Genomic DNA, 22,135 nt, shown 5'->3' with positions numbered 1-22,135 from the left:
GCATCGCGTTGGCCGTACTTGTCGGGCCTGCGCTGGCGCTGCTCGCAGTCGGCGTTGGGCGCTACTGGTTCTTGCGCTGGCAGCCCGATCGCGCGCTGCATCCCTTGCGCGGTCTCGACGTCTCGCATCATCAGGGCGCGGTGGATTGGCGCAGCGTCGCCGGCGACGACGTCGCGTTCGTGTACCTCAAGGCCAGCGAAGGCGGCGACCATCGCGATCGCCGCTATGCCGACAACGAACGCGACGCGCGGGCGACCGGGATCGCGGTCGGCGCTTACCACTTCTTCACCTTCTGCCGCAGCGGCGCCGAGCAGGCGGCGAACTTCCTCGCCGCGGCGCCGGCGCGCGCCGATGCGCTGCCGCCGGCGGTGGATCTGGAGTTCGGCGGCAATTGCGGCAGGCGGCCCGACGCCGCGGCGATGCGCGCCGAGCTGGACGCGTTCCTGGCCCCGGTCGAGGCGGCGTACGCCAAGCCGGCCTTGCTGTACGTGACGCTGGAGTTCTTCGAGGCCTATCGCGCCGCGTTGCCGGCGCGGCCGTTGTGGCGGCGCTCGATCCTGCGCGCGCCGGATACGTCGGCGGCGTGGACGTTGTGGCAGTACCACAACCGGGCGCGGGTCGCGGGCATCGACGGGCCGGTGGATCTGAACGTGTACGTCGGCGATGCGGCGGCGTTCGCGGCCTGGCGCGCGGGCGTGGCGGCGGCGCGCTGAGCGAACTGTGACCTCGGCGCGGCGGAGGCGGGCGGGGCGGCCGATATGATCGAGGCCATGGATGCCGTTTTCGATTCGACGACGAGGCTGCGCCTACGTCGCGCCGCCGCAGGGCGCGCATGAGCCGCGGCGGCGTGCCGGTGCGGGTCGGGCTGCTGGCCGCGCACCGCTGGACCTTGCCGGCTTTGCAGCGCTTGTTCGAGAGCGAGTGGCCGGATTACTACGGCGACGACGGCCCGGGCGATGCGGCGGCGGACCTGGCGTCGTTCTGTCGCGACGACGCGCTGCCGCTGGGGCTGGTCGCCTTGCTCGACGGCGAGGCGGTCGGCGTGGCCGCGCTCAAGGCCGCTTCGATCGACGCCTATCCGCAGTTCTCGCCCTGGGCCGCCGCTGCGTGCGTCGCGCCGGCCTGGCGCGGCCGCGGCATCGGCGCGCAGCTGATCGTCGCCCTGGAGGCGCAGGCGATGCGGCTGGGCCATCGCGCGATCTACACCGGCACCGCGACCGCCGGCAGCCTGATGCGGCGGCTGGGCTGGGAGTATCTGGACACCACCCCGCAGCACGACGTGCAGGTGGCGGTGTTCCGCAAGCGCCTGTAGCGCAGACAGCGAACCCGAGGGGCCGTTGCTTCGGTTGGGGCGTCGTTGCCGGGGTTCTGCGCGGTCTCGTCGCGGCTTACGCCGCTCCTACAAGGGCTGCGACGAGCTCCGGGGTAGGAGCGACGCGAGTCGCGACCGCGCCCCAGCGACAACGGCGCAACCTGCGGCATCACGGTCGCGACTCGCGTCGCTCCTACCCCGGAGTTCGTCGCAGCCCTTGTAGGAGCGACGCAAGTCGCGACCGCGCCCCAGCGACAACGGCGCAACCTGCGGCATCACGGTCGCGACTCGCGTCGCTCCTACAAGGGCTGCGACGAACTCCGGGGTAGGAGCGACGCGAGTCGCGACCGTGATGCCGCAGGTTGCGCCGTTGTCGCTGGGGCGCGGTCGCGACTTGCGTCGCTCCTACTCCAGGGCGAGGGCGTTGCTTCGGTGGGGGGCGTCGTTGTCGAGGTTCTGCGCGATCTTGCCGCGGCTTACGCCGCTGCTACAGTGGAGCGGGCGGCGCGAACGAATCGCAGGCGAAAAAAATCCCGGCCGGGGCCGGGATTTTTTCGATAGCGATACCGCGCGGGCACTGGTACGCAGATTCAGTTCGCCAGTATCCGGCTCAAACCGATCCCCAAGCCCGAATCCCCGATCCCGGCTTAAAGCGCGTACCCGAACTGCTGCTTGAACTGCTCGGCGAATTCGTCGTAATCGAAGCGCTGGTTCTGGGTGCCCGGGTGCTCGACCTTCAGCGCGCCCATCAGGTTGCCCATGCGGCCGACGGTCAGCCAGTCGTAGCCCTTCTCGATGCCGAAGATCAGGCCGGCGCGGAAGGCGTCGCCGCAGCCGGTCGGGTCGGTCACGCGGCGCTCGTGCGCCGGCGGGATGTCGTAGGTCTTCTCGCGGGTGTGGATCTGCGAGCCGTGCGGGCCGCGGGTGGTGATGTAGGCCTTGACCCGCTGGACGATGTCGCTCTCGCTCCAGCCGGTGCGTTCCTGCAGCAGGTTGGACTCGTAGTCGTTGACGGTGACGTAGTCGGCCTGCTCGATGAAGGCGCGCAGCTCTTCGCCGTTGAACAGCGGCATGGCCTGGCCCGGATCGAAGATGAAGGGGATGCCGGCCTCGGCGAACTCGACCGCGTTCTGCAGCATGCCTTCGCGGCCGTCGGGGCTGACGATGCCGAAGCTCACGCCCTGCACGTCGCGCACGTGGTTCTCGTAGGAACGCATCATCGCGCCCGGATGGAAGGCGGTGATCTGGTTGTTGTCGTGGTCGGTGGTGATGAACGCCTGCGGCGTGAACAGCTCCGGGATCTCCTTGACGTGGTCGAGGCGGATCTGGTGCTCGTCGAACCACTCGCGGTAGGGGCCGAAGTCCTGGCCGACGGTGGCCATCGGGATCGGATCGCCGCCGAGCAGCTTGAGGTTGTAGGCGATGTTGCCGGCGCAGCCGCCGAACTCGCGGCGCATGCGCGGGACCAGGAACGAGACGTTCAGGATATGAACCTTGTCCGGCAGGATGTGGTTCTTGAACTGGTCCGGAAACACCATGATGGTGTCGTAGGCCAGCGAGCCGCAGATCAGCGCAGACATGTTCACCCCGAAATTTTTGGAAGTCGCGACGCAAAAGCGGGCGGTCGCAGGACCGCCCGGCGGCGTAGGGTAGCGGCTGAGACGGCGCGCGGCCAGTTTTTGCGTACGGCGAGGGATGGGCGGGAGGCCGCGGGGCGCTTTTCCGGGTCCGACGGGCGGGTCCGGCGGCGACGGCCGGCCGCTCCGGATCCGGACCGGCGACGGGCCGCCGGCCGGCCCGATCCGGGGCCGCCGACCCAGGGTTATCCCCAGGGGGCGGGCGCCGCTCCTGAACAGCCGGGCAGCCGTGAAACCGTTGATTTTCCTTGCTCGCAGGGGGGGCGATTGCTAGGCTAACGGCCCCGCTTCGCCCTTACTTTTGACGGCCCAATCCCCCGATGTTCAAGAAGTTTCGCGGCATGTTTTCCAATGACCTGTCCATCGACCTGGGCACGGCCAACACCCTCATTTACGTCCGCGGCCAGGGGATCGTGCTGAATGAGCCGTCCGTGGTCGCAGTGCGCCAGGACCGGATGATCGGCGGAAACCGTACGGTGGCGGCGGTCGGCGGCGAGGCCAAGCAGATGCTCGGCCGTACCCCGGGCCACATCACCACGATCCGGCCGATGAAGGACGGCGTCATCGCCGACTTCACCTACACCGAGGAAATGCTCAAGCATTTCATCCGCAAGGTGCACAAGTCGCGCTTCCTGCGCCCCAGCCCGCGGGTGCTGGTCTGCGTGCCCTGCGGTTCGACCCAGGTCGAGCGCCGCGCGATCAAGGAATCGGCCGAAGAGGCCGGCGCGCGCGAGGTCTACCTGATCGAGGAACCGATGGCCGCGGCGATCGGCGCCGGCATGCCGGTGACCGAAGCGCGCGGCTCGATGGTGGTCGACGTCGGCGGCGGCACCACCGAGGTGGCGGTGATCGCGCTCAACGGCATCGTCTACTCGGCCTCGGTGCGAATCGGCGGCGACCGCTTCGACGAGTCGATCATCAACTACGTGCGCCGCACCTACGGCACCCTGATCGGCGAAGCCACCGCCGAGCGGATCAAGCTCGAAATCGGCTGCGCCTACCCGCAGGAACGCGCCGCCACCATCGAGATCTCCGGCCGCAACCTCGCCGAGGGCGTGCCGAAGATGGTCACCATCAATTCGAACGAAGTGCTCGAGGCCCTGCGCGAGCCGCTGGCCGGCATCGTCTCGGCGATCAAGCTGGCGCTGGAGCAGACCCCGCCGGAGCTGTGCGCCGACGTCGCCGAGCGCGGCATCGTCCTGACCGGCGGCGGCGCCCTGCTGCGCGACCTGGACCGGCTGATCAGCGAGGAAACCGGCCTGCACGTGCAGGTCGCCGACGACCCGCTGACCTGCGTCGCCCGCGGCGGCGGCCGCGCGCTGGAGCTGGTCGACATGCACGGCAACGAGTTTTTCGCTCCCGAGTGAAGCCGGGAATAGGGAATGGGGGATCGGGAATCGCGCAAGGCGGTTTCGTCGCGGCACCGGTTCTGTTCCCGTTCGCACGGCTTGCAGTTGAAGTAAGGTTTCGCATGCGGCGCCCGACGGTCGCCGCGTCGCGCTGTTCCGATTCCCCATTCCCCTTTCTCCATTCCCGGCTCTAATGCCCCCCTACGCCGGTCCCCCCACCGCAGCCCGTAGCGGCGAAGTCGCCGACACGTTGCGCCTGCTGGCGTACCTGGCGTTGGCCGTGGTGCTGATCGTGCTCGACCATCGCGGCGGCTGGCTCAGCCAGGCGCGCAAGCAGGTCGCCACCGCGGTGGCGCCGCTGTGGGCGGTGGCCGGCATGCCCGGACGCCTGATCGAACGGGTCAGCGACGACGCCGGCACCCTGAGCCGGCTGACCGAAGAGAACCGCCGCCTGCGCAACGAGGCCCTGGTCAACCAGGCGCGGATGGCGCGGCTGCAGTCGGTCGCCGCCGACAACCAGCGCCTGCGCGGGCTGCTGGAAGCGGCCGAGCGCGGCAACCTGGACGTGGTGCTGGCGCCGATCCTGGACATCGACCTGGACCCGAGCAAGCAGCGGCTGGTGCTCGACGCCGGCAGCCGCGACCGGATCCGGGTCGGCCAGAGCGTGATCGACGCCGGCGGCCTGCTCGGCCAGATCACCGGCGTCACCGCCATGCACGCCAGTGTGCTGCTGATCACCGACCCCTCGCACGCGGTGCCGGTGGCGGTGGCGCGCAACGGCGTGCGCCTGGTGGTGTACGGCGAAGGCCGCAGCGACCACCTGACCCTGCGCAGCGTGCCGCTGTCCAGCGACGTGCGCGAGGGCGACGTGCTGGTCACCTCCGGACTGGGCGGGCGCTTCCCGCCGGGCTTCCCGGTCGGCACCATCACCGCGCTCAAGCCCGACGACAGCCGCGCCTTCCTGGTCGGCGAAGTGCAGCCGGCGGCGCAGTTGGATCGCGGTCGGGAAGTGCTGGTGCTGCTGTCGCTGCCGCCCGCGCCGGCGCCGAGCGAACCCTTCGACACCCAGCCGGCGATGGCCGAAGGCGCGCCCGCTGCGACCGCCGCGAACCAGGCCGCAGCCGCCGCCGCGAACGCCGCGGCCCGGCCCGACGCTGTCGCGGTGCCTGCTGGCAACGCCGCCCGCCGCGCGCCGGCCGCCACGCCGCCGCGCAACCCATCCTCCGCCGAGCGCGGCGCTACGCCGTCGCGCCGCCCCGCATCGCCCGCGGCCACCCCGGCCGCGCCCGCCGAGCCGATCACTTCGGAGAGCACGCAGTGACCCGCGCCCGCCACCATTGGGTGCTGCCGACCAGCCTGGTCGTCGCGCTCGCGCTGAGCCTGTTGCCGCTGCCGCAGCTGCTGCAGCCGCTGCGGCCGTTCTGGCTCGGCCTGGTGCTGGCCTACTGGGTGATCGAAGACCCCGAGCGGGTCGGGCTGGGCTTCTCGTTCCTGGTCGGCCTGGCCGGCGACCTGGTCTCCGACGGCCTGCTCGGCGAGCAGGCGCTGCGGCTGGTCATCATGGCCTTCATCCTGCAGCGCTTCCGCGCCCGCCTGCGCTTCTTCCCCTTGTCGCAGCAGGCGCTGGCGATCGGCGGGCTGATGCTCAACGACCGCATCGTCGTGTTCGCCATCCACACCGTGCTGCGCGAGCCGACCCTGCCGGCGGCGTTCTGGCTGGCGCCGGTGGCCGGCATGCTGCTGTGGCCGCCGATCTTCCTGCTGCTGGACGCGCTGCGCCTGGGCAGCTGGCGGAGGCGCTGAGATGCGGCCGCGCCGACGGGTGCTGAAAAACAACGCGGCCGAGGCCGACCAGTTCCGCGCCCGCGCCGCGATCGCCTTCGGCTTCGTCCTGCTGGGCGTGATCGGCCTGGGCTTCTGGTACTTCCGCCTGCAGGTCTGGCAGCACGCCGACTACGCGATGCGCTCGGAGGCCAACCGGGTCAAGCTGCGCCCGGTGGTGCCCGGGCGTGGGCTGATCTACGACCGCCAGGGCCGGATCCTGGCCGACAACGTGCCCGCGTTCCGGCTCGAAGTCACCCCGATGGAGGCCGGCGACAGCGACAAGTGGCTGCCGCAGCTGGCCTCGGTGGTGAACCTGTCGCCGGAGGACGTCAAGCGCTACCAGAACGAGCGCAAGGCCACCCGCGGCTTCAAGCCGATCGTGCTGAAGATGCGGGTCAGCGACGAAGAAGTCGCCGCGTTCGCGGTCGACCGCTGGCGCTTTCCCGGCGTCGAGCTGGTGTCCTATCTCAACCGCCGTTATCCCTACGGCGACCTGTTCGCGCACGTGATCGGCTACGTCGGCCGGGTCGACACCAAGGACCAGGAGTCGATGGGCGCCAACGCCGGGGTGCTGACCCACACCGGCAAGACCGGCCTGGAGCGCTATTACGAATCGCAGCTGCGCGGCCAGATCGGCTACGAGCAGATCGAGACCAACGTCGACGGCCGGCCGATCCGCCAGGTCGGCCACGTCCCGGCCAAGCCCGGCGCCGATCTGCGCCTGAGCATCGACATGGACCTGCAGCGCGCGATGGTGGCCGCGTTCGGCGAAATGGACGGCTCGGCGGTCGCGGTCGACCCGCGCACCGGCGAAGTGCTGGGCATGGTCAGCCTGCCCAGCTACGACACCAACCTGTTCGTCAACGGCATTTCCAGCGCCGACTACAAGCGCCTCAACGAAGCCCCCTCGCGGCCGCAGTTCAACCGCAACGTGCTCGGCGGCGGCCCGCCGGGCTCGACCATGAAGCCGTTCGTGGCCCTGGCCGGCCTCGACAGCGGCCTGCGCCGGGCCGAGGACCGCACCCTGTCGACCGGCGAGTTCCACATCCCCGGGCAGAAGCGCGGCTACCGCGACTCGCACGGCGGCGGCCACGGCTGGGTCGACCTGCGCGAGTCGATCGCTCAGTCGGTCAACACCTACTACTACAAGCTGGCGCTGGAGATGGGCATCGCCCGCTTCGACCAGTACATGCTGCGCTACGGCTTCGGCCAGCAGACCGGCATCGACCTGGCCGGCGAAAACACCGGCATCCTGCCGTCGCCGGAGTGGAAGGCCAAGCGCAACAAGAAGGAAGGCTGGTACCCGGGCGAAACCGTCATCGCCGGCATCGGCCAGGGCTATTGGGTGGTGACCGCGCTGCAGCTGGCGCGCGGCACCGCGGCGATCGCCAACGGCGGGCATCTGCAGCAGCTGCACCTGGTGCGCGAGATCCGCACCGGCTATGAGCAGCCGTGGGTGCCGAACGTGGTCAAGCCGCCGAGCCTGATCACCGACCACCCGCAGCACCTGCGCGCGGTGCGCGAGGGCATGGAGTCGACCATCCACGGCGGCCGCGGCACCGCGCGGATCATGGCCCGCGGCGCGCCCTACCGCATGGCCGGCAAGACCGGCACCGCGCAGAAGGTCAGCCGCAAGGGCAACGTCAGCATGAACCCGCATTCGCTGCCCTATCACCTGCGCCACCAGGCGCTGTTCGTCGGCTACGCGCCGGCCGAGAACCCGACCATCGCGGTCGCGGTGGTGGTCGAGCACGGCGGCTACGGCGGCAGCACCGCGGCGCCGATCGCGCGCAAGATCTTCGACGCCTGGCTGCTGGGCAAGATGCCGGAGACCGAGCCGTCCAAGGACGCGCCGGCGGTGCCCAGCTTCGCCGACGTCTCGGTCAAGGCGGCCACCGTGGCCGCGGCCGAGCCGGCGGTGATGCCGGTGGCGGTCAATGGCGCCTGGGCGGCGGCGGTCGCGCAGGCCAATGCGCGGGTGGCCGCGCAACCCGGTCGCGCGCCGCAGGCGCTGGCGCGGCCGGCGTTGCCGGGCCTGCTGGCGCCGCAGCCGAGCGCGGCGGGCGAGGGCGGCGACGCCGAAGCCGAGTCCGCAACCGATCCCGCGCCGGCCGCCGAAGCGCCGGCCGAGCCCGCCGCCGACAGCGGCGCCGCGCCGGCGACGGAGCCGCAGCGATGAGAGTGATCCTGCGCTACCTGTGGGACCTGATCCAACGCTTCGCCCGCACCCTCGACCTGCCGCTGCTGGGCGCCTTGCTGGCGCTGATGGCGATCGGCCTGGCGGTGCTGTACAGCGCCGGCGAACACTCCACCCGCATGGTCTTCGCCCAGGGCTCGCGTTTCGCGGTCGGGCTGGCGGCGATGTGGGGCCTGTCGCGGCTGCCGCCGTCGCAGCTGCGCAACTGGACGCCGATGGCCTACGCGTTCTCGATGGTGCCCCTGCTGCTGGTGCTGCTGATCGGCACCGGCAAGCACGGCCGCCACTGGATCGACCTGAAGGTGTTCTATTTCCAGCCGGCCGAACTGCTCAAGCTCAGCCTGCCGATGATGGTGGCCTGGTTCCTCAACCGCCAATCGCTGCCGCCCAAGCTGGGCACGGTGCTGATCGCCGGCGTGCTGATCGGCGCGCCGACCGGGCTGATCCTGCTCCAGCCCGACTTCGGCACCGCGATGCTGGTCGGCATCAGCGGCGCGTTCGCCCTGTACCTGGCCGGCCTGCCGTGGTGGTGGTTCGGCGCCGCCTTCAGCGCGGTCGCCGCGATCGCCCCGGTGGCCTGGTTCTGGCTGCTGCGGCCGTACCAGAAAGACCGCATCCTGACCTTCCTCAACCCCGAAACCGACCCGCTCGGCACCGGCTGGAACATCATCCAGTCCAAGATCGCGATCGGCGCCGGCGGCATGACCGGCAAGGGCTGGCTGCAGGGCTCGCAGTCGCACCTGAACTACCTGCCCGAACACACCACCGACTTCATCTTCGCCGTGCTCAGCGAAGAATTCGGCTGGGTCGGCGTGGCCACCGTGCTGGCCCTGTACCTGTTCGTGGTCGGTCGCTGCCTGTGGATCGCCGCCGACGCCCGCGACGGCTACTCGCGCCTGATCGCCGGCGCCCTGGGCCTGGCCTTCTTCGTCTACGTGATCGTCAACGGCGGCATGATCTCCGGCCTGCTGCCGGTGGTCGGAGTGCCGATGCCCCTGCTGAGCTACGGCGGCACCTCGGCGGTGTCCCTGCTGGCCGGCCTGGGCGTGGTGATGGCGGTCAAGGCGCACCGCCCCGTGCATAGCGGCCGCTGAGCCGACTGCCGCGCCGCTCCCGGATCCCCAGGGGTAGGAGCGGCGCGAGCCGCGACCGCGGACCGCGCATGCCGGCGCAAACCGCACGCAGGCAGCCGCAAATTCGACAGTAGTTTCGCCGCGCGGGATGCACATTCGACTACAGCCACGCAGCATTCGCGTAGGTAGACTCGACGACAGGCCGCCCCCTGGACGCACTAAGATCGCGCGGCCGCCAGGACCCGGGACGAAGGACGCTGCCATGCCCCCTGCTCGATGGCTCCACCCCGCCGCCGCATTGATCGCAGGCTTGGCCTTGCTCGGTTGCGCACGGCAACCCGCGCAAGCCGCCGCCGATACGGAAACGGACGCCGCCATGACCCAAGCACAAGCTCCCCAGGGCGGCGAAGCGGCCGCCGATGCTGTCGCCGCGCAGTTGGATCGCATCGCGGAGCAATCCGTTTCGCGCTCCCGGCCTTCGACCGCGGCGGTGCCCCCGCCGCCGCCAGCACCGCCCGGTCCTGATCTGACCGGCGAAGCTTGGCGCGAACGCATCCTGCGGCTTATCGATGGCCTGAAAACCCCGATGGATACCCGGCCTGCACGCGTCGCCGAAGCACTGGGGCTGACCTTAGTCGACAGAAACGGCAGTCACGAGGCGAACGGTGCATTGCCGGGCGGCGCCATCTACAAGGTTTGGGTGGACGCGCTGTATCGCGAATCACCGGACAAGTGGACGGTGGGGCTGTCGCAGGTCGTGTACGAGGGCCCGCGGGCCTGCCTGTTTGAACTGGACAGCCTGCGTCGGCACGTCCAGCCCCTGGGCTACACGGGCAAGGAAGGTTGGCGCGACCGCGCCGGCGACGAACACGCGTCGTACTCAAGGCAAACCGCCGACGGGACCGTGATCGCACTGCTGGCGGACGTGATTACGGTGTCGGGCCAGTCTTGCGTGCGCAGCCTGCGCATCGATGCCTTCAAGGACGATGAGGCAAATGACTGAGATGCGCGCTGATATCCGACCCTTGATCGACGAGCTGGCTCGTCAACCGGGGCTGCCTCCGGGGGCGGCGAAGGATTTGGAGGTGGCCATAGCGAGCTCGCCGTATCTGGCGAACGTCTTGGCGTCGTCGATCCAGAACGGCGACCTCAAGCATCTGGCGATCTTGAACCATCCCAACGAAGCAGGGCGCTACGACAGCAAGACGGGCACCATTTCCCTGGCCGCCGACAATTTCGACCGCCAGCGCTGGCACGACCCGCAATTGCGCCAGGACAACATCACGGTGGTATTGGGTCATGAGGCCGGGCACGCGTTGTTGGCGGATGCCGAGCGCCGCGAGCGCTACATGCTTAGCTACGAAGCGACCGAGGTCGTGCGGCAGGCATCACACGATGGAACGTCTGCAGATGTAACCGCCCCAGTCGAGCGCTATCTCGCGTTCACGCGGCGCAACGAGGCGATGGCCGAGCTGGTGGGCATGAACGCATTGGCCAGCCGTACCAGTGGCGGACAGGCAGCCGACTTCAATCGGGAGGAATTTCTGCGGCGGGTGGACCCTTCCACGCCTTGTGTGGAGAACGGCGTGTTGGCGTCCGGGGTTCGCCTCTCCCCCGATGGGATCCAGCGAACCGGCAACAAGCTGGTCAGCCCGGCGGTAGAAGCCGTGGCGCAGTGCTATACCGATCGGGCGTCGCGCCTGGGCCTGCATGGCGATTCCGGCTACGCGGCCTACTACGGTGCCTATGCCATGGAAACCTTGCACGAGGCTAGGCGCGACTATGCTCGGGGCACGACGATGCATGTGCCCGACATAGAACTAGACTTGGCCGTCTTGAAGCTCGACCCGCGCAAGATCGAGCGGGCCGGCGTCGACCTGGGTGGGGCGGGGCAGTCGTTCGCCTATGTCGATATCAGCCACGGGCATCGTAACTACGAGGCCATCTCGCACACCCACTCGCGCGTCGCGTCGGGTTCACGCAAGGACGTGGCCGAGGCCGCGCAACCGGCAGTGCCCAGTCAGCCGCGTGCGGATCATCCATCGCATCCGGACTTCGCGGCCTACGATTTGATCCGACAAGCCGTCCGTAGCGACGGGCGATGGAACGAACAGCAGTCCGACAACATAGCGGCTGCGTTGCTGCGGGAACACAAGGCCGATCCGCTGAGCAAGCGGCTGGATGAGGTGTCTATCGGCCGTCCTAAGGCCCAAGGTGAGGTGAATGTCTTCGCGGTCTATGCGCCGTTCGGCAAGCAGGGGCCATTTTTTACTGCGCACGTGGATGCTCATATCGCATCGCAGGTTCCTGCTGAGCAGAGCCTAACCCAGGTAGAGCAGATCAACCAGCAGCGGGCGCAAGAGCGCGCACAAGCGCAATCGCCAGAATCGGTGCAGGCGCAGAACGGCCCACGGATAGCGCTATAGGTCAAGTTGTACCGGCTCCGATTGATCACTATGCCGGCTCCCGCTAAGCACGTCGTCCCAGGGGCTCTTGAGTATGGCGAGCTATGAGTTCTCCTGTTTCTTGTGGTTCTTTTGCAAAAAATACATTAGCGATGAAACGCTGTTCTCGGAGAACAATTGTTTCCATTCTCTGTACTTCTCCAAGGCGCTTTCGAAGCTGTCAGGAGTGGGGTCGGAGGTGATGGAGTAAATTGAGAAGAGTGAGACTGTGGCGATTCTGGTGCTTCCTTTTAGGTCCCTCACGCGATCGGAATTTTTCTCAAGGATCACTGCACCAATTTGCTCCCTGCAGTGAGCGCGTAGGACTTCGCAAACTAGGCGTATTTCATCAAAAACCGATGAGCAAAACGAAAGTGCCTCGTCGGGAGGAGGGATCTTTCCCTTGTGTATTACATTGTTTCGAAACTTTGGGATGCTCTGATTGAGTGTGAATGCGGTCTTTGTTACGGCTAGGTGGGCTGTGAGGAACGCGCCAAGCTGTCGCTCGGATTGGCTTGACATGTCCTTGAACATTGCTCGGTAGACGTCGCGTGAGATGCCGAGCCTCCGCAGTAATACTTGCGTAGCGAATTCAAATGCGCGTTCTCTTGCGCTAGAGAATGCGGCTGAAGCTTGGAGGGTCTGGCCCAGGACAAGTGAGTCGCTTCCTGTTTCGAGAAGTGTTTCGAACTTTGGATTTTGTACAATTGCAACAACCGGATGGCCGAGAGGGCACTGAGCCCTGATCGTATGATCATCGTAGTAGTCTGCGAAGAACAGAGTTGGCGTGTCTTCTGATTCGCCACATGTTGGGCAAGGAACGATTGTTTTCATGGTCTTTGCATCGGTTTGGTTGAACTAAAAAGGGTTTGGCTACATCGGGTCGTGGACCCGGGGTGGCCTGGAAGTCTGGGTTTTAGAATGCACTGCCTCAGCACCTTCGCTTGCTATGAAGTTGGGTTGGCCCTGATAGCAAGAGTGCGTGTTCTACCTGTAGCGCTGGCGCCATGTCGCCTTCCTATAGTTGCTTTCTTTAGCGTGTCCCTGCTAGTTAGGGTTGAGAGATTAGGCCGGCTTTCCTTAAATGATTCCTCTTATCTTGCGCCCGCATGGACCGAGCACCCGCTGCCCTAGATCGCCCCAGGCATACGCTAATCCGCCAAGGCGAAATCTTCTGGATCGAAGCCGACCCCTCGCGCGGTTCCGTGCCTGGGGTGCCGCATCCGCACGTAGTCGTGCAGGACGATCTGTTCAACGCTTCGCGGATCTCGACCGTGGTGGTGTGCGCGCTGAGTTCGAACCTGGGCCGGGCCAGCGAACCGGGCAACGTGTTGCTGGAACCGGGCGAGGGCGGGTTGCCGCGGCAGAGCGTGGTGGTGGTGTCGCAGGTGTCGTCGTTGTACAAGGCGCGGCTGGGCGAGCGTATCGGCGCGCTGTCGCCGCAGCGGGTGGCGCAGATCCTGGCCGGGCTGGGGTTCGTGCAGGCGGCGTTCCAGCGCGCCGGTAGGGACACAGCGGGCTAAGCGCGTGCGCTTAACCCCTCCGTCCCTGTCGCATTCTCCTGTCGCATTCCCATGACTCCCCTCTGGCTCCCCTCCACCGGCACCCTGCGCTACAGCCCGCAACTGGGCCGCGGCGGGCATCTGCGCCGCGACGGCGGCAGTACCTTGTGGTGGCTGATCGTGGACTGCGATCCCGAGCTGGGCCGTTATCTGCGCCATCAGTACCTGCTCGGCCATCGGCGCACGCGCGGCCTGCAGGCGCCGCTGTGGGGGCCGCATATCTCGGTGATCCGCGGCGAGACGCCGCCGCGGCCGGCGGCGTGGAGGCGCCTGGACGGGGCGACGGTCGGTTTCGAGTACGACCCGCAGGTGCACGAGGCGCAGGGCTATGTCTGGTGCCCGGTGCGCTGCCCGGCCTTGCTCGATCTGCGCGAGGAGCTGGGCCTGCTGCGCGAGCCGCAGCCGGCGCTGCACCTGACCATCGGCAACGCCAACGGTTAGCCGGCGTCGCCCGGTCTGGCGCCGATTCGCAATCGCGGACCAAGGCGGCGGCCGGCGCGGGCGCTATCGTGCGTTCTCGCCAGGGATGCGCGCCGCCGTGGCGCGCGCCCGCCGATGGATCGTCCGCGATGTCCCAGCCTTCGCTGTTCGTGCGTCTGTTCGAACGTTGCGGCCACCCCGTGCTGATCGCCGCCGGTCTGGCGTTGTGGTGGGCGCTGGGCGGCGGCGAAGGCGCCATGCTGGCGACCGCGGCCGCCTTGTTGCTGGCGATGGAAGGGCTGGAACGCTGGCTGCCGGCGATGCCGCAGTGGCGGCTCAGCGGCGTGGCCAAGCTCAAGCTGGTCGGGGTGTATCTGTTCGGCGTCGCGGTCGCCGCGTTGTTGATCGGCTTGTACGAGGCCTGGCTGCCGCGGTGGCTGGCCGGCGCGCGCGGGCCGGTGGGCGCGGCGCTGTGGCCGCAGAGCTGGCCGTGGCCGCTGCAGGCGCTGCTGCTGTTCTTCGTCGGCGACCTGATCTATTACTGGATCCACCGTGCGATCCACCGTTGGGCCTGGCTGTGGCGGCTGACCGGGCACGGTTTCCACCACGGCTTCCACAACCTGCACGCGCTCAACGTCGGCAGCAACCATCCCTTCGAAGCGGTGTTCCTGGCCCTGCCGCTGACCCTGGTCGCGGCGTTGACCGGGATCTCGGCGCAGATCGTCGTCGCGGCGGCGATGCTGTCGCTGCTCAACACCACCCTGGCCCACGCCAACCTGCGCCTGCATACGCCGCTGTGGAACGTCCTGTTCACCGCCGGCCACCATCACCGCCGCCACCACTCGCAGGTGTTCGAGCACAGCAACAGCAATTACGCCTGCAACGCCATCGTCTGGGATCGTCTGTTCGGCACCTACGGCCGCGGCGCGGTCGAACAGACCGGGATCGGCCCGGAGCAGCCGTCGATCTGGCGCATGTACCTGCTGCCGTTGCGCGAGCCGGCCAGCGCCGACACGGTGGCGACGCGGGCCAAGGCGCCGCACTGACGCGCAGGGACGGAGGGGGTTAAGCTCGCTTAACCCCCTCCGTCCCTGTCACGTCCCTTCACTTCATGAGCCGCAGCTACCGCGTATTCCAGGTCGACGCCTTCACCCGCCAGCGCTACGCCGGCAACCCGGCCGGGGTGGTGCTCGACGCCGATGGGCTGAGCGAGGCGCAGATGCTGGCGATCGCGCGCGAGCTCAACAATTCCGAAACCGCCTTCGTGCTGGCGCCGCGCGACGACAGCCACGAGGTCTGGATCCGCTACTTCACTCCGACCGTCGAGGTGCCGGTGTGCGGCCACGCCACCGTCGCCGCGCATTACGTGCGCGCGCAGGTGTTGGGCGCGCGCGGCCGGCTGCGCCAGCTGACCGGCGCCGGGGTGATGCAGATCGAAATCGAGCCGGTCGAAGACGGCGAGGTGCGGGTGTGGATGCGGCAGAACCCGCCCGTGTTCGAACACGAACTGGATCCGGCGCAGCGCGAGGCGTTGGCGCTCGCGCTCGGCATCGAGCCTGCGGAGTTCGGCGAGGGCCCGATCCAGGTCGTGTCCACCGGCCACTCCAAGGTGATGGTGCCGCTGCGTTCGCGCCGGCGCATGGACGCGCTGACGCCGGACGGCCCCAAGCTGGCCGCGATCAGCCGCGCGATCGGCTGCAACGGTTTCCACGTGTTCGCGCTCGACGCGGCCGAGCCCGGCGTGCTCGCGCACGGGCGCATGTTCGCGCCGGCGATCGGCATCGCCGAGGATCCGGTTACCGGCAACGCCAACGGCCCGCTCGGCGCCTACCTGGTGCGCTACGGCCTGATCGAGCGCGCGCGCTACCGCGACGGCCTGGCGGCGACGATGGGGCAGGGCGAGGCGATCGGCCGGCCCGGCCGGGTGCGGGTCGAAGTCGCGGTCGAGAACGAAGCGCCGGTGTCGGTGCGGATCGGCGGCGATGCGGTGATCGTGTTCGAGACCGCGATGACGGTCTGAGCGGGCGCGCTCATTCGATCGGCGCCGCGCCCAGTTCGGCCAGCAGCGCGCGCAGGTTCGGCGAGGCGGCCAGGGCCGGGCGGGTCGAGGCCTGCACGCGGCGGCTCAGCGCCGCGCCGGCCGGCGAGCGCACCACCACGCCGTCGACGCGCGATTGCTCCAGCGCCAGTTGCGGCACGAAACCGACCCCCAGCCCGGCCGCGACCATGCGCAGCATCAGGTCGTAGTCGTCGACGGTGTGGCCGATCCGCGGCGCGAAGCCGGCCGCGGCGCAGGCGCGCTCGGCGAGCAGGCCGTCGTCGCTCTGGCGCGAGCCGACGATCCATTCGGCCTCGGCCAACTCCTGCAGCGCGACCGCGCCGCGACGGCGCCGCCACGACGGCGGCAGCGCCAGCCGCACCGGTTCTTCGAACACCGTGCGCACGTTCAAGCCGGGCACGGGCGGCCGCGGCACCAGGCTGTAGGCGAAGCCGAAGGCCAGGTCGCAGCGGCCGTCGCGCACCGCGTCCAGGGCATCCGGCGGTTCGAGTTCGCGCAGCGCCACGCGCAACGCCGGATGACGTTGGCGCAGACGCACGATCGCCGGCAGCAGATGGTGCTTGGCGTAGCTGGCGAAGCAGGCGACCCGCAGCTCGCCCTGCGGCGACTGCGCGGCGCCGCGCAGGTCCAGCGCCGCGGCCTCGACCGCCTGCAGGATGGCGTCGGCATGCGCGGCCAGGCGTTCGCCGTCGCCGGTCAGGCGCACCCGCCGGCCGACCTGTTCGAACAAGGTCGTGCGCGCCTCGCGCTGCAGCGTCGCCAATTGCTGCGACACCGCCGAGGAGGTCAGCCGATGCGCCTGCGCCACCGCGGTCATGGTGCGCAGGCGGGCGAGGTCGCGCAGCAGGCGTAGCCGGGTCAGGTCGAACATAAAGAAAATCTAACGCTATCGATTAGTTTTGCGAAGTAGACCTGCGCAAAGGCCGGGGCTAAGGTCGCCGCCGGTGCTTTCACCGCCTTGCGAGACTCCCTGCCATGACCGCGCTATCGCTGCTGGGCATTCCCAACGACGACAACTCCTCGTACCTGAAAGGCAGCGCATTGGCGCCGCCGCTGATCCGGCGCGAACTGCACTGCGACGCCTACAGCATCCGCAGCGAAAGCGGGATCGATTTCGGCGCGCCCGGGCGGCTGCTGGACCACGGCGATCTGCGCTTCGACGACGGCGTCGACCCGTGGCGGACGATCGAGCGCGGCGTCGAGCGTGCGCTGGCCGCGGGCGGTCCCCTGCTGTGCCTGGGCGGTGACCATGCCATCACCCATCCGATCCTGCGCGCGGTGCGTCGCCGTCATTCGCGCCTGACCATCGTCCACGTCGACGCGCACGCCGACCTGTACGACGCCTACCAGGGCAATCCGCGTTCGCACGCTTCGCCGTTCGCGCGGATCATGGAAGAAGGCCTGGCCGACCGTTTGATCCAGATCGGCTTGCGCACGATCAACGACGAGCATCGCGCGCAGTTCGCGCGCTTCGGCGTGGAGGTGATCGAAGCGGGAGCATGGCGCGAGGGCCTGCGCCTGCAACTGGATACGCCGGTCTATGTGTCGATCGATCTGGACGGCCTGGACCCGGCCTATGCGCCGGGCGTGTCGCACCGCGAGCCCGGCGGCGCCTCGCCGCGGCAGGTGATCGATTTGCTGCAAGGCATCGCCCAGCCGATCGTCGCCGGCGACATCGTCGAGTACAACCCGAGCTGCGACCTCTCCAACCTCACTGCGGTGGTGGCGGCGAAGCTGGTCAAGGAACTCGGCGGGCGGATGATCGAGACCGCGCCGCGCAGGGACGCAGGGGGTTAAGCGCGAGCGCTTAACCCCCTGCGTCCCTTTCACCCGACCCTTCAGCCTGTTCATGTTCGACCGGCCGCAAGCGCTCCGCCATGCCGCCGCGGCCCGGTGTTCCGCTTCGACAACCTGACATGAATAAAATCCGTTAAGTCCCGAAGGGCCAAGGTTTTTTTCCGTCGCGGTCGCGTGCTAACCTCGCCCCGATGACCCGACGTCCCTACGCCCGTTGCGCCGTGTTCGGCGCCCTCACCTTGGCGTTGGCCGCCTGCGCTACGCAGGCGCCGACGGCGCCGATCGCTTCCACCCCCGTCCAGCAACAGGCCCCGGCTCCGGCTGCGGCGCCGACCCCGGTGGTCGGCACGCCGGCCCTGCCCGACCCGGTGGTGCCGATGCCGATCGAGCAGGCGCGCGCGCTGTTCGTGCGCGACACCGCGGCCAAGTACGGGGTCGACCCGGCCTACATCGAATCGGTGCTGGCCAAGGCGCAGATCCGCGACAGCATCGTCGCGGCGATGTCGCGGCCGGCCGAGGCCAAGCCGTGGCGCGATTACCGGCCGATCTTCATCACCCAGGCCCGCATCGACGGCGGCAAGGCCTTCCTCGCCGAACACCGCGCGCAACTGGCGCGGGTCGAGGCCGCCACCGGCGTGCCGGGCGAGGTGATCGTGGCGATCGTCGGGGTCGAAACCAGCTTCGGCAAGAACACCGGCAAGTACAACGTGGTCGACGCGCTGTACACCCTGGCCTTCGCCTATCCGCGCAGCGGCGACCCGGCCAAGGCCGATCGCGAGAACCGCCGCGAGGCCTTCTTCCGCGGCGAGCTCGCGCAGTTGTTCGCGCTCGGCAAGGAAGAAAAGATCGATATCAGTACCTTGACCGGCAGCTACGCCGGGGCGATGGGCTGGGGCCAGTTCATGCCCTCGAGCTATCGCGAATTCGCGGTCGACGGCGACGGCGACGGCAAGCGCGACCTGTTCACCGATCTCGACGACGTGTTCGCCTCGGTCGCCAATTACTTCGTCAAGAAGGGCGGCTGGGTGCGCGGCGGCCCGGTGGTGGCGCGCGCCAACCGCGACGCCACCGCGCAGGACTTCGTGCCGGACAACATGGACCCGGTGTACTCGCTCAGCGACCTGGCCGCGCGCGGCTATCGTCCGCTGACTCCGGTGGCGCCGGCCGAGACCGCGACGCTGCTGAACCTGGACGGCGTCAACGGTCCCGAATACTGGCTCGGTTTCCGCAACTTCTACGCGATCACCCGCTACAACATCTCCAAGCACTACGGCATGGCGGTGTACCAGTTGGCGGAAGCGATCGCCGGACGGGAGAATCCCTTGGCCACCGATAGCGCAAATCCCGCAGCCCCCGCGCCGGCCCGCCCGGCGGCCGCAGCGAACGTTTCCAAGGCGCCGCAGGCATGAGCGGCCACGGCATGAAGCGGCCGCCGATCGCGACGATCGGGCGGCTCGCCGCCGCCGTGCTGCCGCTGGCGCTGGCCGCCTGCGCCAGCGCTCCCAAGAAATCCAACTCCGAAGCCCTGGCCCTGCCGGACCGCGACCGGGTCCACGCCAGCGGCCTGCCGGCGCACGCGCCCGGCCGCGGCAAGAAGTCGCCCTACGCGCCGGCCCAGGAAGACCTGAGTAAGCGCGGCAACTACAAGGCCGGCGGCCTGTACGCGCCCGGGGTCAAGGACACCACGCCGGATTACGTCCCCGACGTCGATGCGATCCCCGAGCCCGAAGTCGTCGCCGAGGCGCGCTCGCAGTTCGGCAACCGTTCGCCGTACAAGGTGCTGGGCAAGAGCTACAAGGTGCTGGACTCGCACGAGGACTACGTCGAGACCGGCACCGCGTCCTACTACGGACAGAAATTCCACGGCCGCCGCACCTCCAACCTGGAGGTGTACGACATGTACGCCTTCACCGCCGCGCACAAGTCGCTGCCGCTGCCGAGCTTCGCCCGGGTCACCAACCTGGACAACGGCAAGGCGGTGACGGTGCGGGTCAACGACCGCGGCCCGTTCCACGACGGCCGGGTGATCGACCTCAGCTACGCCGCCGCGGTCAAGCTCGGCATCACCCAGCGCGGCACCGGCCGGGTCGAGGTGCGCGCCCTGCATCCGGGCGAAGCGCCGCCGCCGGTCTACGCCCGCGCCGGCAACAACCCGCCGCCGGGCAGCGAGAAGCCGGCCGCGCCGAGCGCGATCGACCGCCTGGTCTCGGCGATGCCGATCGCCAGCGCCAACGCCGGCGAACTGCCGCCGGGCGTGCGCGTGGCCACCGGCAAGCCGGCGCCGGTCGCGGTAGCGGCCGCTCCGGTCAAGACCACGGTCGCGACCGGCAAGCCGGCCGCCGTGGCCGCGACCGCCGCGACCGCGAGCGCGGCCAAGTCCGCCGGCGGTGCCCGCGACTACCGCTTCGACATGATGCAGAACGGCAAGTCGATGACGGCCGACGAATTCGACGCCTGGATGAAGTCGCGCCAGGTCCGCGTCGCCACCGGCAAGGGCGTGCAGCTCGAGCCGCCCAAGCCGCTGACCCGGGCCGAAAAGCGCGCCCTGGCCAAGCAGCAGAAGGAACAGGCACGGGCTTTGGCCGCGGCCGAAAAGGCCGCCCGGAAGGCCGGCAAGGCCGCTCCGGCGACCGTCGCGACAGCCAGCGCCGCTGCGGCGGCGCTGCCGGCGCCGGCCGCCGCGCCGCCGCCGCCCAGCCCGGCCAAGGCCGCCGCGGTGGTCGCCGCCGCCGCCCCGCGCGACGGCGACGTGACCCTGCAGGTGGCCAGTTTCTCCGCCCGCAGCAATGCCGACCGCGCCCTGTCGATGCTGCGCGGCGCCGGCATCGACGAGGCCCGGCTGCTCGACGGCAACGCCGCCAACGGCCAGAAGGTCTGGCGTCTGCGGGTCGGCCCGCTGCAGGCCGCGGCCGCGCCGGAACTTGCCGCGCGCATCGTCGGTCTGGGTTTCGGCCAGCCCCAGCGCGTGCGCGATTGAGCGCGCGCACCGGGCGTCAACGGCCTTTTGGGCTGCAAGCTCGGTCGATCTGAGGCAGGATGCACGGTTTCGCGGACCGGGTAGGAGCGCCCGGTCCGGCCCGATCCGCAGCGCGCGCCAGGACGGCGGCGCCGGACCTTTCCCGTCCCCGGCCGCTGCGCCAGCGGCCCCCGGAGTAGTTCAACGATGAAATTCCGCTTCACCCCGCGCGCGGCCGTCCTCGCGCTGTCCTCGGCCTTCCTGGTCACCACCGCCGCCGGCCTGGCCGCGGCGCAGGCGCCCGCTGCGGCGACCGCCGCCCCCGCCGCCGCGCAACCGCCGGCCAGCGACGCGCTGCCGGTGCCGCCGCCGCCGGCGATCCAGGGCACCGCCTGGGTGCTGATGGACGCCGCCAGCGGCAACGTCCTGGCCAGCCACAACCCCGACCTGCGGGTCGAGCCGGCCAGCATCACCAAGGTCATGACCAGCTACGTGATCGCCGCCGAAATGGCCGGCGGCAAGGTCAAGGAAACCGACCAGGTGATGATGACCGAGAACGCCTGGCGCAAGGGCGGCGCGGGCACCGACGGCAGCTACTCGGGCTTCGAGGTCAACAAGAGCGCGCCGCTGGTCGAGATGGAAAAGGGCATGGTGGTGCAGTCGGGCAACGACGCCGCGATCGCCCTGGCCGAACACGTCGCCGGCAGCGAGGACGCGTTCGCCGCGCTGATGAACCAGTACGCCGCGCGGATCGGCCTGAAGAACTCGCACTTCGTCAATCCGCACGGCCTGTCGGACCCGAACCACTTCTCGACCGCGCGCGACCTGGCCCTGCTCGGCCGGTCGATGGTGCGCGACTTCCCGGTCGCGTATTCCTACAACAAGATCAAGGAGCTGACGGTCGGGCCGATCACCCAGCCCAACCGCAATCTGCTGCTGTGGCGCGACAGCTCGGTCGACGGCATCAAGACCGGCCACCACTCCAAGGCCGGCTACTGCCTGATGGCCTCGGCCAAGCGCGGCGACCAGCGCCTGATCTCGGTGGTGATGGGCTCGACCTCGGAGGCGCAGCGCGCCACCGACAGCCAGGCGCTGCTGAACTGGGGCTTCCGTTTCTACGAAACCCACAAGCTGTACGACGCCGGCAAGGCGATCGCCAAGCAGAAGGTGTGGAAGGGCGCATCCGAGGAAATCCAGCTCGGCGTCGCCGAGCCGCTGCTGGTGACCGTGCCGCGCGGCAAGTACCCGCTGCTGAAGCCGAGCATGGACGTGCCCAAGACCCTGGTCGCGCCGATCAAGAAGGGCCAGGCCATCGGTTCGGTCAAGGTCATGCTCGACGGCAAGGTGGTCGCGCAGCGTCCGCTGGTGGCGCTGGCCGCGGTCGAGGAAGGCGGCTTCTTCAAGCGTCTGTGGGACGAGTTCTGGATGTGGTGGGAGTCTTGAGGCTGTTGCGCTGAGGTAGAGCAAGAGCAAGAGCAAATCCCCCCTGGCCCCCCTTTTTCAAA

At 69.1% G+C, this 22,135-nt stretch carries 19 protein-coding genes and 1 pseudogene; 17 read left to right on the top strand and 3 right to left on the bottom strand.

Going from position 1 to position 22,135, the window contains the following annotated elements:
• Nucleotides 1-8 precede the first annotated feature (8 nt).
• On the top strand, nt 9-713 hold the full coding sequence (locus tag K4L06_RS03580; RefSeq protein ID WP_221670089.1) for a GH25 family lysozyme: 705 nt from the start codon (nt 9-11) through the stop codon (nt 711-713).
• 119 nt (nt 714-832) lie between these two features.
• Nucleotides 833-1,312, top strand: a complete 480-nt coding sequence (locus K4L06_RS03575; RefSeq protein WP_221670088.1) for a GNAT family N-acetyltransferase — start codon at nt 833-835, stop codon at nt 1,310-1,312.
• A gap of 647 nt (nt 1,313-1,959) precedes the next feature.
• On the opposite strand, the gene K4L06_RS03570 is transcribed toward K4L06_RS03575, so the two are convergent.
• On the bottom strand, nt 1,960-2,892 hold the full coding sequence (locus K4L06_RS03570; protein WP_221670087.1) for a carbohydrate kinase family protein: 933 nt from the start codon (nt 2,890-2,892) through the stop codon (nt 1,960-1,962).
• A 377-nt stretch (nt 2,893-3,269) separates the two neighbouring features.
• Between K4L06_RS03570 and K4L06_RS03565 the strand changes: the two genes are divergently transcribed.
• From K4L06_RS03565 to K4L06_RS03535, 7 genes are all read left to right on the top strand, one after another.
• Complete coding sequence (locus tag K4L06_RS03565; RefSeq protein ID WP_221670086.1) at nt 3,270-4,316, top strand: rod shape-determining protein; 1,047 nt, start codon at nt 3,270-3,272, stop codon at nt 4,314-4,316.
• Nucleotides 4,317-4,491: 175 nt separating this feature from the next.
• A complete protein-coding gene (gene mreC / locus K4L06_RS03560) occupies nt 4,492-5,619 on the top strand; it encodes a rod shape-determining protein MreC (protein WP_221670085.1) in 1,128 nt (375 codons plus the stop codon).
• Entirely contained in the window at nt 5,616-6,101 is a 486-nt protein-coding gene (gene mreD / locus K4L06_RS03555; protein WP_221670084.1) for a rod shape-determining protein MreD, read from the top strand. The genes mreC and mreD overlap by 4 nt, the downstream gene beginning before the upstream one ends.
• A 1-nt stretch (nt 6,102) precedes the next feature.
• Entirely contained in the window at nt 6,103-8,301 is a 2,199-nt protein-coding gene (gene mrdA, locus K4L06_RS03550; RefSeq protein ID WP_221670083.1) for a penicillin-binding protein 2, read from the top strand.
• On the top strand, nt 8,298-9,413 hold the full coding sequence (rodA, locus tag K4L06_RS03545) for a rod shape-determining protein RodA (RefSeq protein WP_221670082.1): 1,116 nt from the start codon (nt 8,298-8,300) through the stop codon (nt 9,411-9,413). Before mrdA ends, rodA begins: the two co-directional genes overlap by 4 nt.
• Before the next feature lie 355 nt (nt 9,414-9,768).
• Nucleotides 9,769-10,395 (top strand): hypothetical protein, encoded by a 627-nt coding sequence (locus K4L06_RS03540; RefSeq protein ID WP_221670081.1) that lies wholly within the window; start codon nt 9,769-9,771, stop codon nt 10,393-10,395.
• Nucleotides 10,388-11,818 carry an XVIPCD domain-containing protein gene (locus tag K4L06_RS03535; RefSeq protein WP_221670080.1) on the top strand — a complete coding sequence of 477 codons (1,431 nt, stop codon included), beginning with the start codon at nt 10,388-10,390 and terminating at the stop codon, nt 11,816-11,818. The genes K4L06_RS03540 and K4L06_RS03535 overlap by 8 nt, the downstream gene beginning before the upstream one ends.
• Before the next feature lie 81 nt (nt 11,819-11,899).
• On the opposite strand, the gene K4L06_RS03530 is transcribed toward K4L06_RS03535, so the two are convergent.
• Entirely contained in the window at nt 11,900-12,670 is a 771-nt protein-coding gene (locus K4L06_RS03530) for a hypothetical protein (RefSeq protein WP_221670079.1), read from the bottom strand.
• Between the two features lie 275 nt (nt 12,671-12,945).
• Here K4L06_RS03530 and K4L06_RS03525 point away from each other — a divergent pair, with 275 nt between their 5' ends.
• The 4 genes from K4L06_RS03525 (at nt 12,946) to K4L06_RS03510 (ending at nt 15,838) form a co-directional block, all read left to right on the top strand.
• Entirely contained in the window at nt 12,946-13,359 is a 414-nt protein-coding gene (locus K4L06_RS03525; RefSeq protein WP_221670078.1) for a type II toxin-antitoxin system PemK/MazF family toxin, read from the top strand.
• A 51-nt stretch (nt 13,360-13,410) separates the two neighbouring features.
• Complete coding sequence (locus K4L06_RS03520; protein ID WP_221670077.1) at nt 13,411-13,839, top strand: hypothetical protein; 429 nt, start codon at nt 13,411-13,413, stop codon at nt 13,837-13,839.
• Nucleotides 13,840-13,967: 128 nt separating this feature from the next.
• On the top strand, nt 13,968-14,864 hold the full coding sequence (locus tag K4L06_RS03515; protein WP_221670076.1) for a sterol desaturase family protein: 897 nt from the start codon (nt 13,968-13,970) through the stop codon (nt 14,862-14,864).
• A gap of 65 nt (nt 14,865-14,929) precedes the next feature.
• Entirely contained in the window at nt 14,930-15,838 is a 909-nt protein-coding gene (locus K4L06_RS03510; RefSeq protein ID WP_221670075.1) for a PhzF family isomerase, read from the top strand.
• Nucleotides 15,839-15,848: 10 nt separating this feature from the next.
• Here the strand turns inward: K4L06_RS03510 and K4L06_RS03505 are convergent, their stop codons facing one another.
• The gene (locus tag K4L06_RS03505) at nt 15,849-16,748 is read right to left on the bottom strand and encodes a LysR family transcriptional regulator (protein ID WP_221670074.1); all 900 of its coding nucleotides are present in this window, start codon (nt 16,746-16,748) and stop codon (nt 15,849-15,851) included.
• 104 nt (nt 16,749-16,852) lie between these two features.
• On the opposite strand from K4L06_RS03505, the gene K4L06_RS03500 reads away from it, so the two are divergent.
• The 4 genes and pseudogenes from K4L06_RS03500 (at nt 16,853) to K4L06_RS03485 (ending at nt 22,073) form a co-directional block, all read left to right on the top strand.
• Complete coding sequence (locus K4L06_RS03500; protein ID WP_221670073.1) at nt 16,853-17,674, top strand: agmatinase family protein; 822 nt, start codon at nt 16,853-16,855, stop codon at nt 17,672-17,674.
• Nucleotides 17,675-17,865: 191 nt separating this feature from the next.
• Nucleotides 17,866-19,002, top strand: a pseudogene (gene mltB, locus K4L06_RS03495) (lytic murein transglycosylase B); the annotation flags it as partial.
• Between the two features lie 92 nt (nt 19,003-19,094).
• The gene (locus K4L06_RS03490) at nt 19,095-20,651 is read left to right on the top strand and encodes a septal ring lytic transglycosylase RlpA family protein (protein ID WP_221673505.1); all 1,557 of its coding nucleotides are present in this window, start codon (nt 19,095-19,097) and stop codon (nt 20,649-20,651) included.
• A gap of 186 nt (nt 20,652-20,837) precedes the next feature.
• Entirely contained in the window at nt 20,838-22,073 is a 1,236-nt protein-coding gene (locus K4L06_RS03485; RefSeq protein WP_221670071.1) for a D-alanyl-D-alanine carboxypeptidase family protein, read from the top strand.
• Nucleotides 22,074-22,135: the final 62 nt, after the last annotated feature.

The sequence above is a fragment of the Lysobacter sp. BMK333-48F3 genome (assembly GCF_019733395.1).
In the GTDB taxonomy this organism is placed as follows: domain Bacteria; phylum Pseudomonadota; class Gammaproteobacteria; order Xanthomonadales; family Xanthomonadaceae; genus Lysobacter.
The sequence above is the reverse complement of the archived record's forward strand: the minus strand, read 5'-3'. Positions and strand labels throughout refer to the sequence as shown.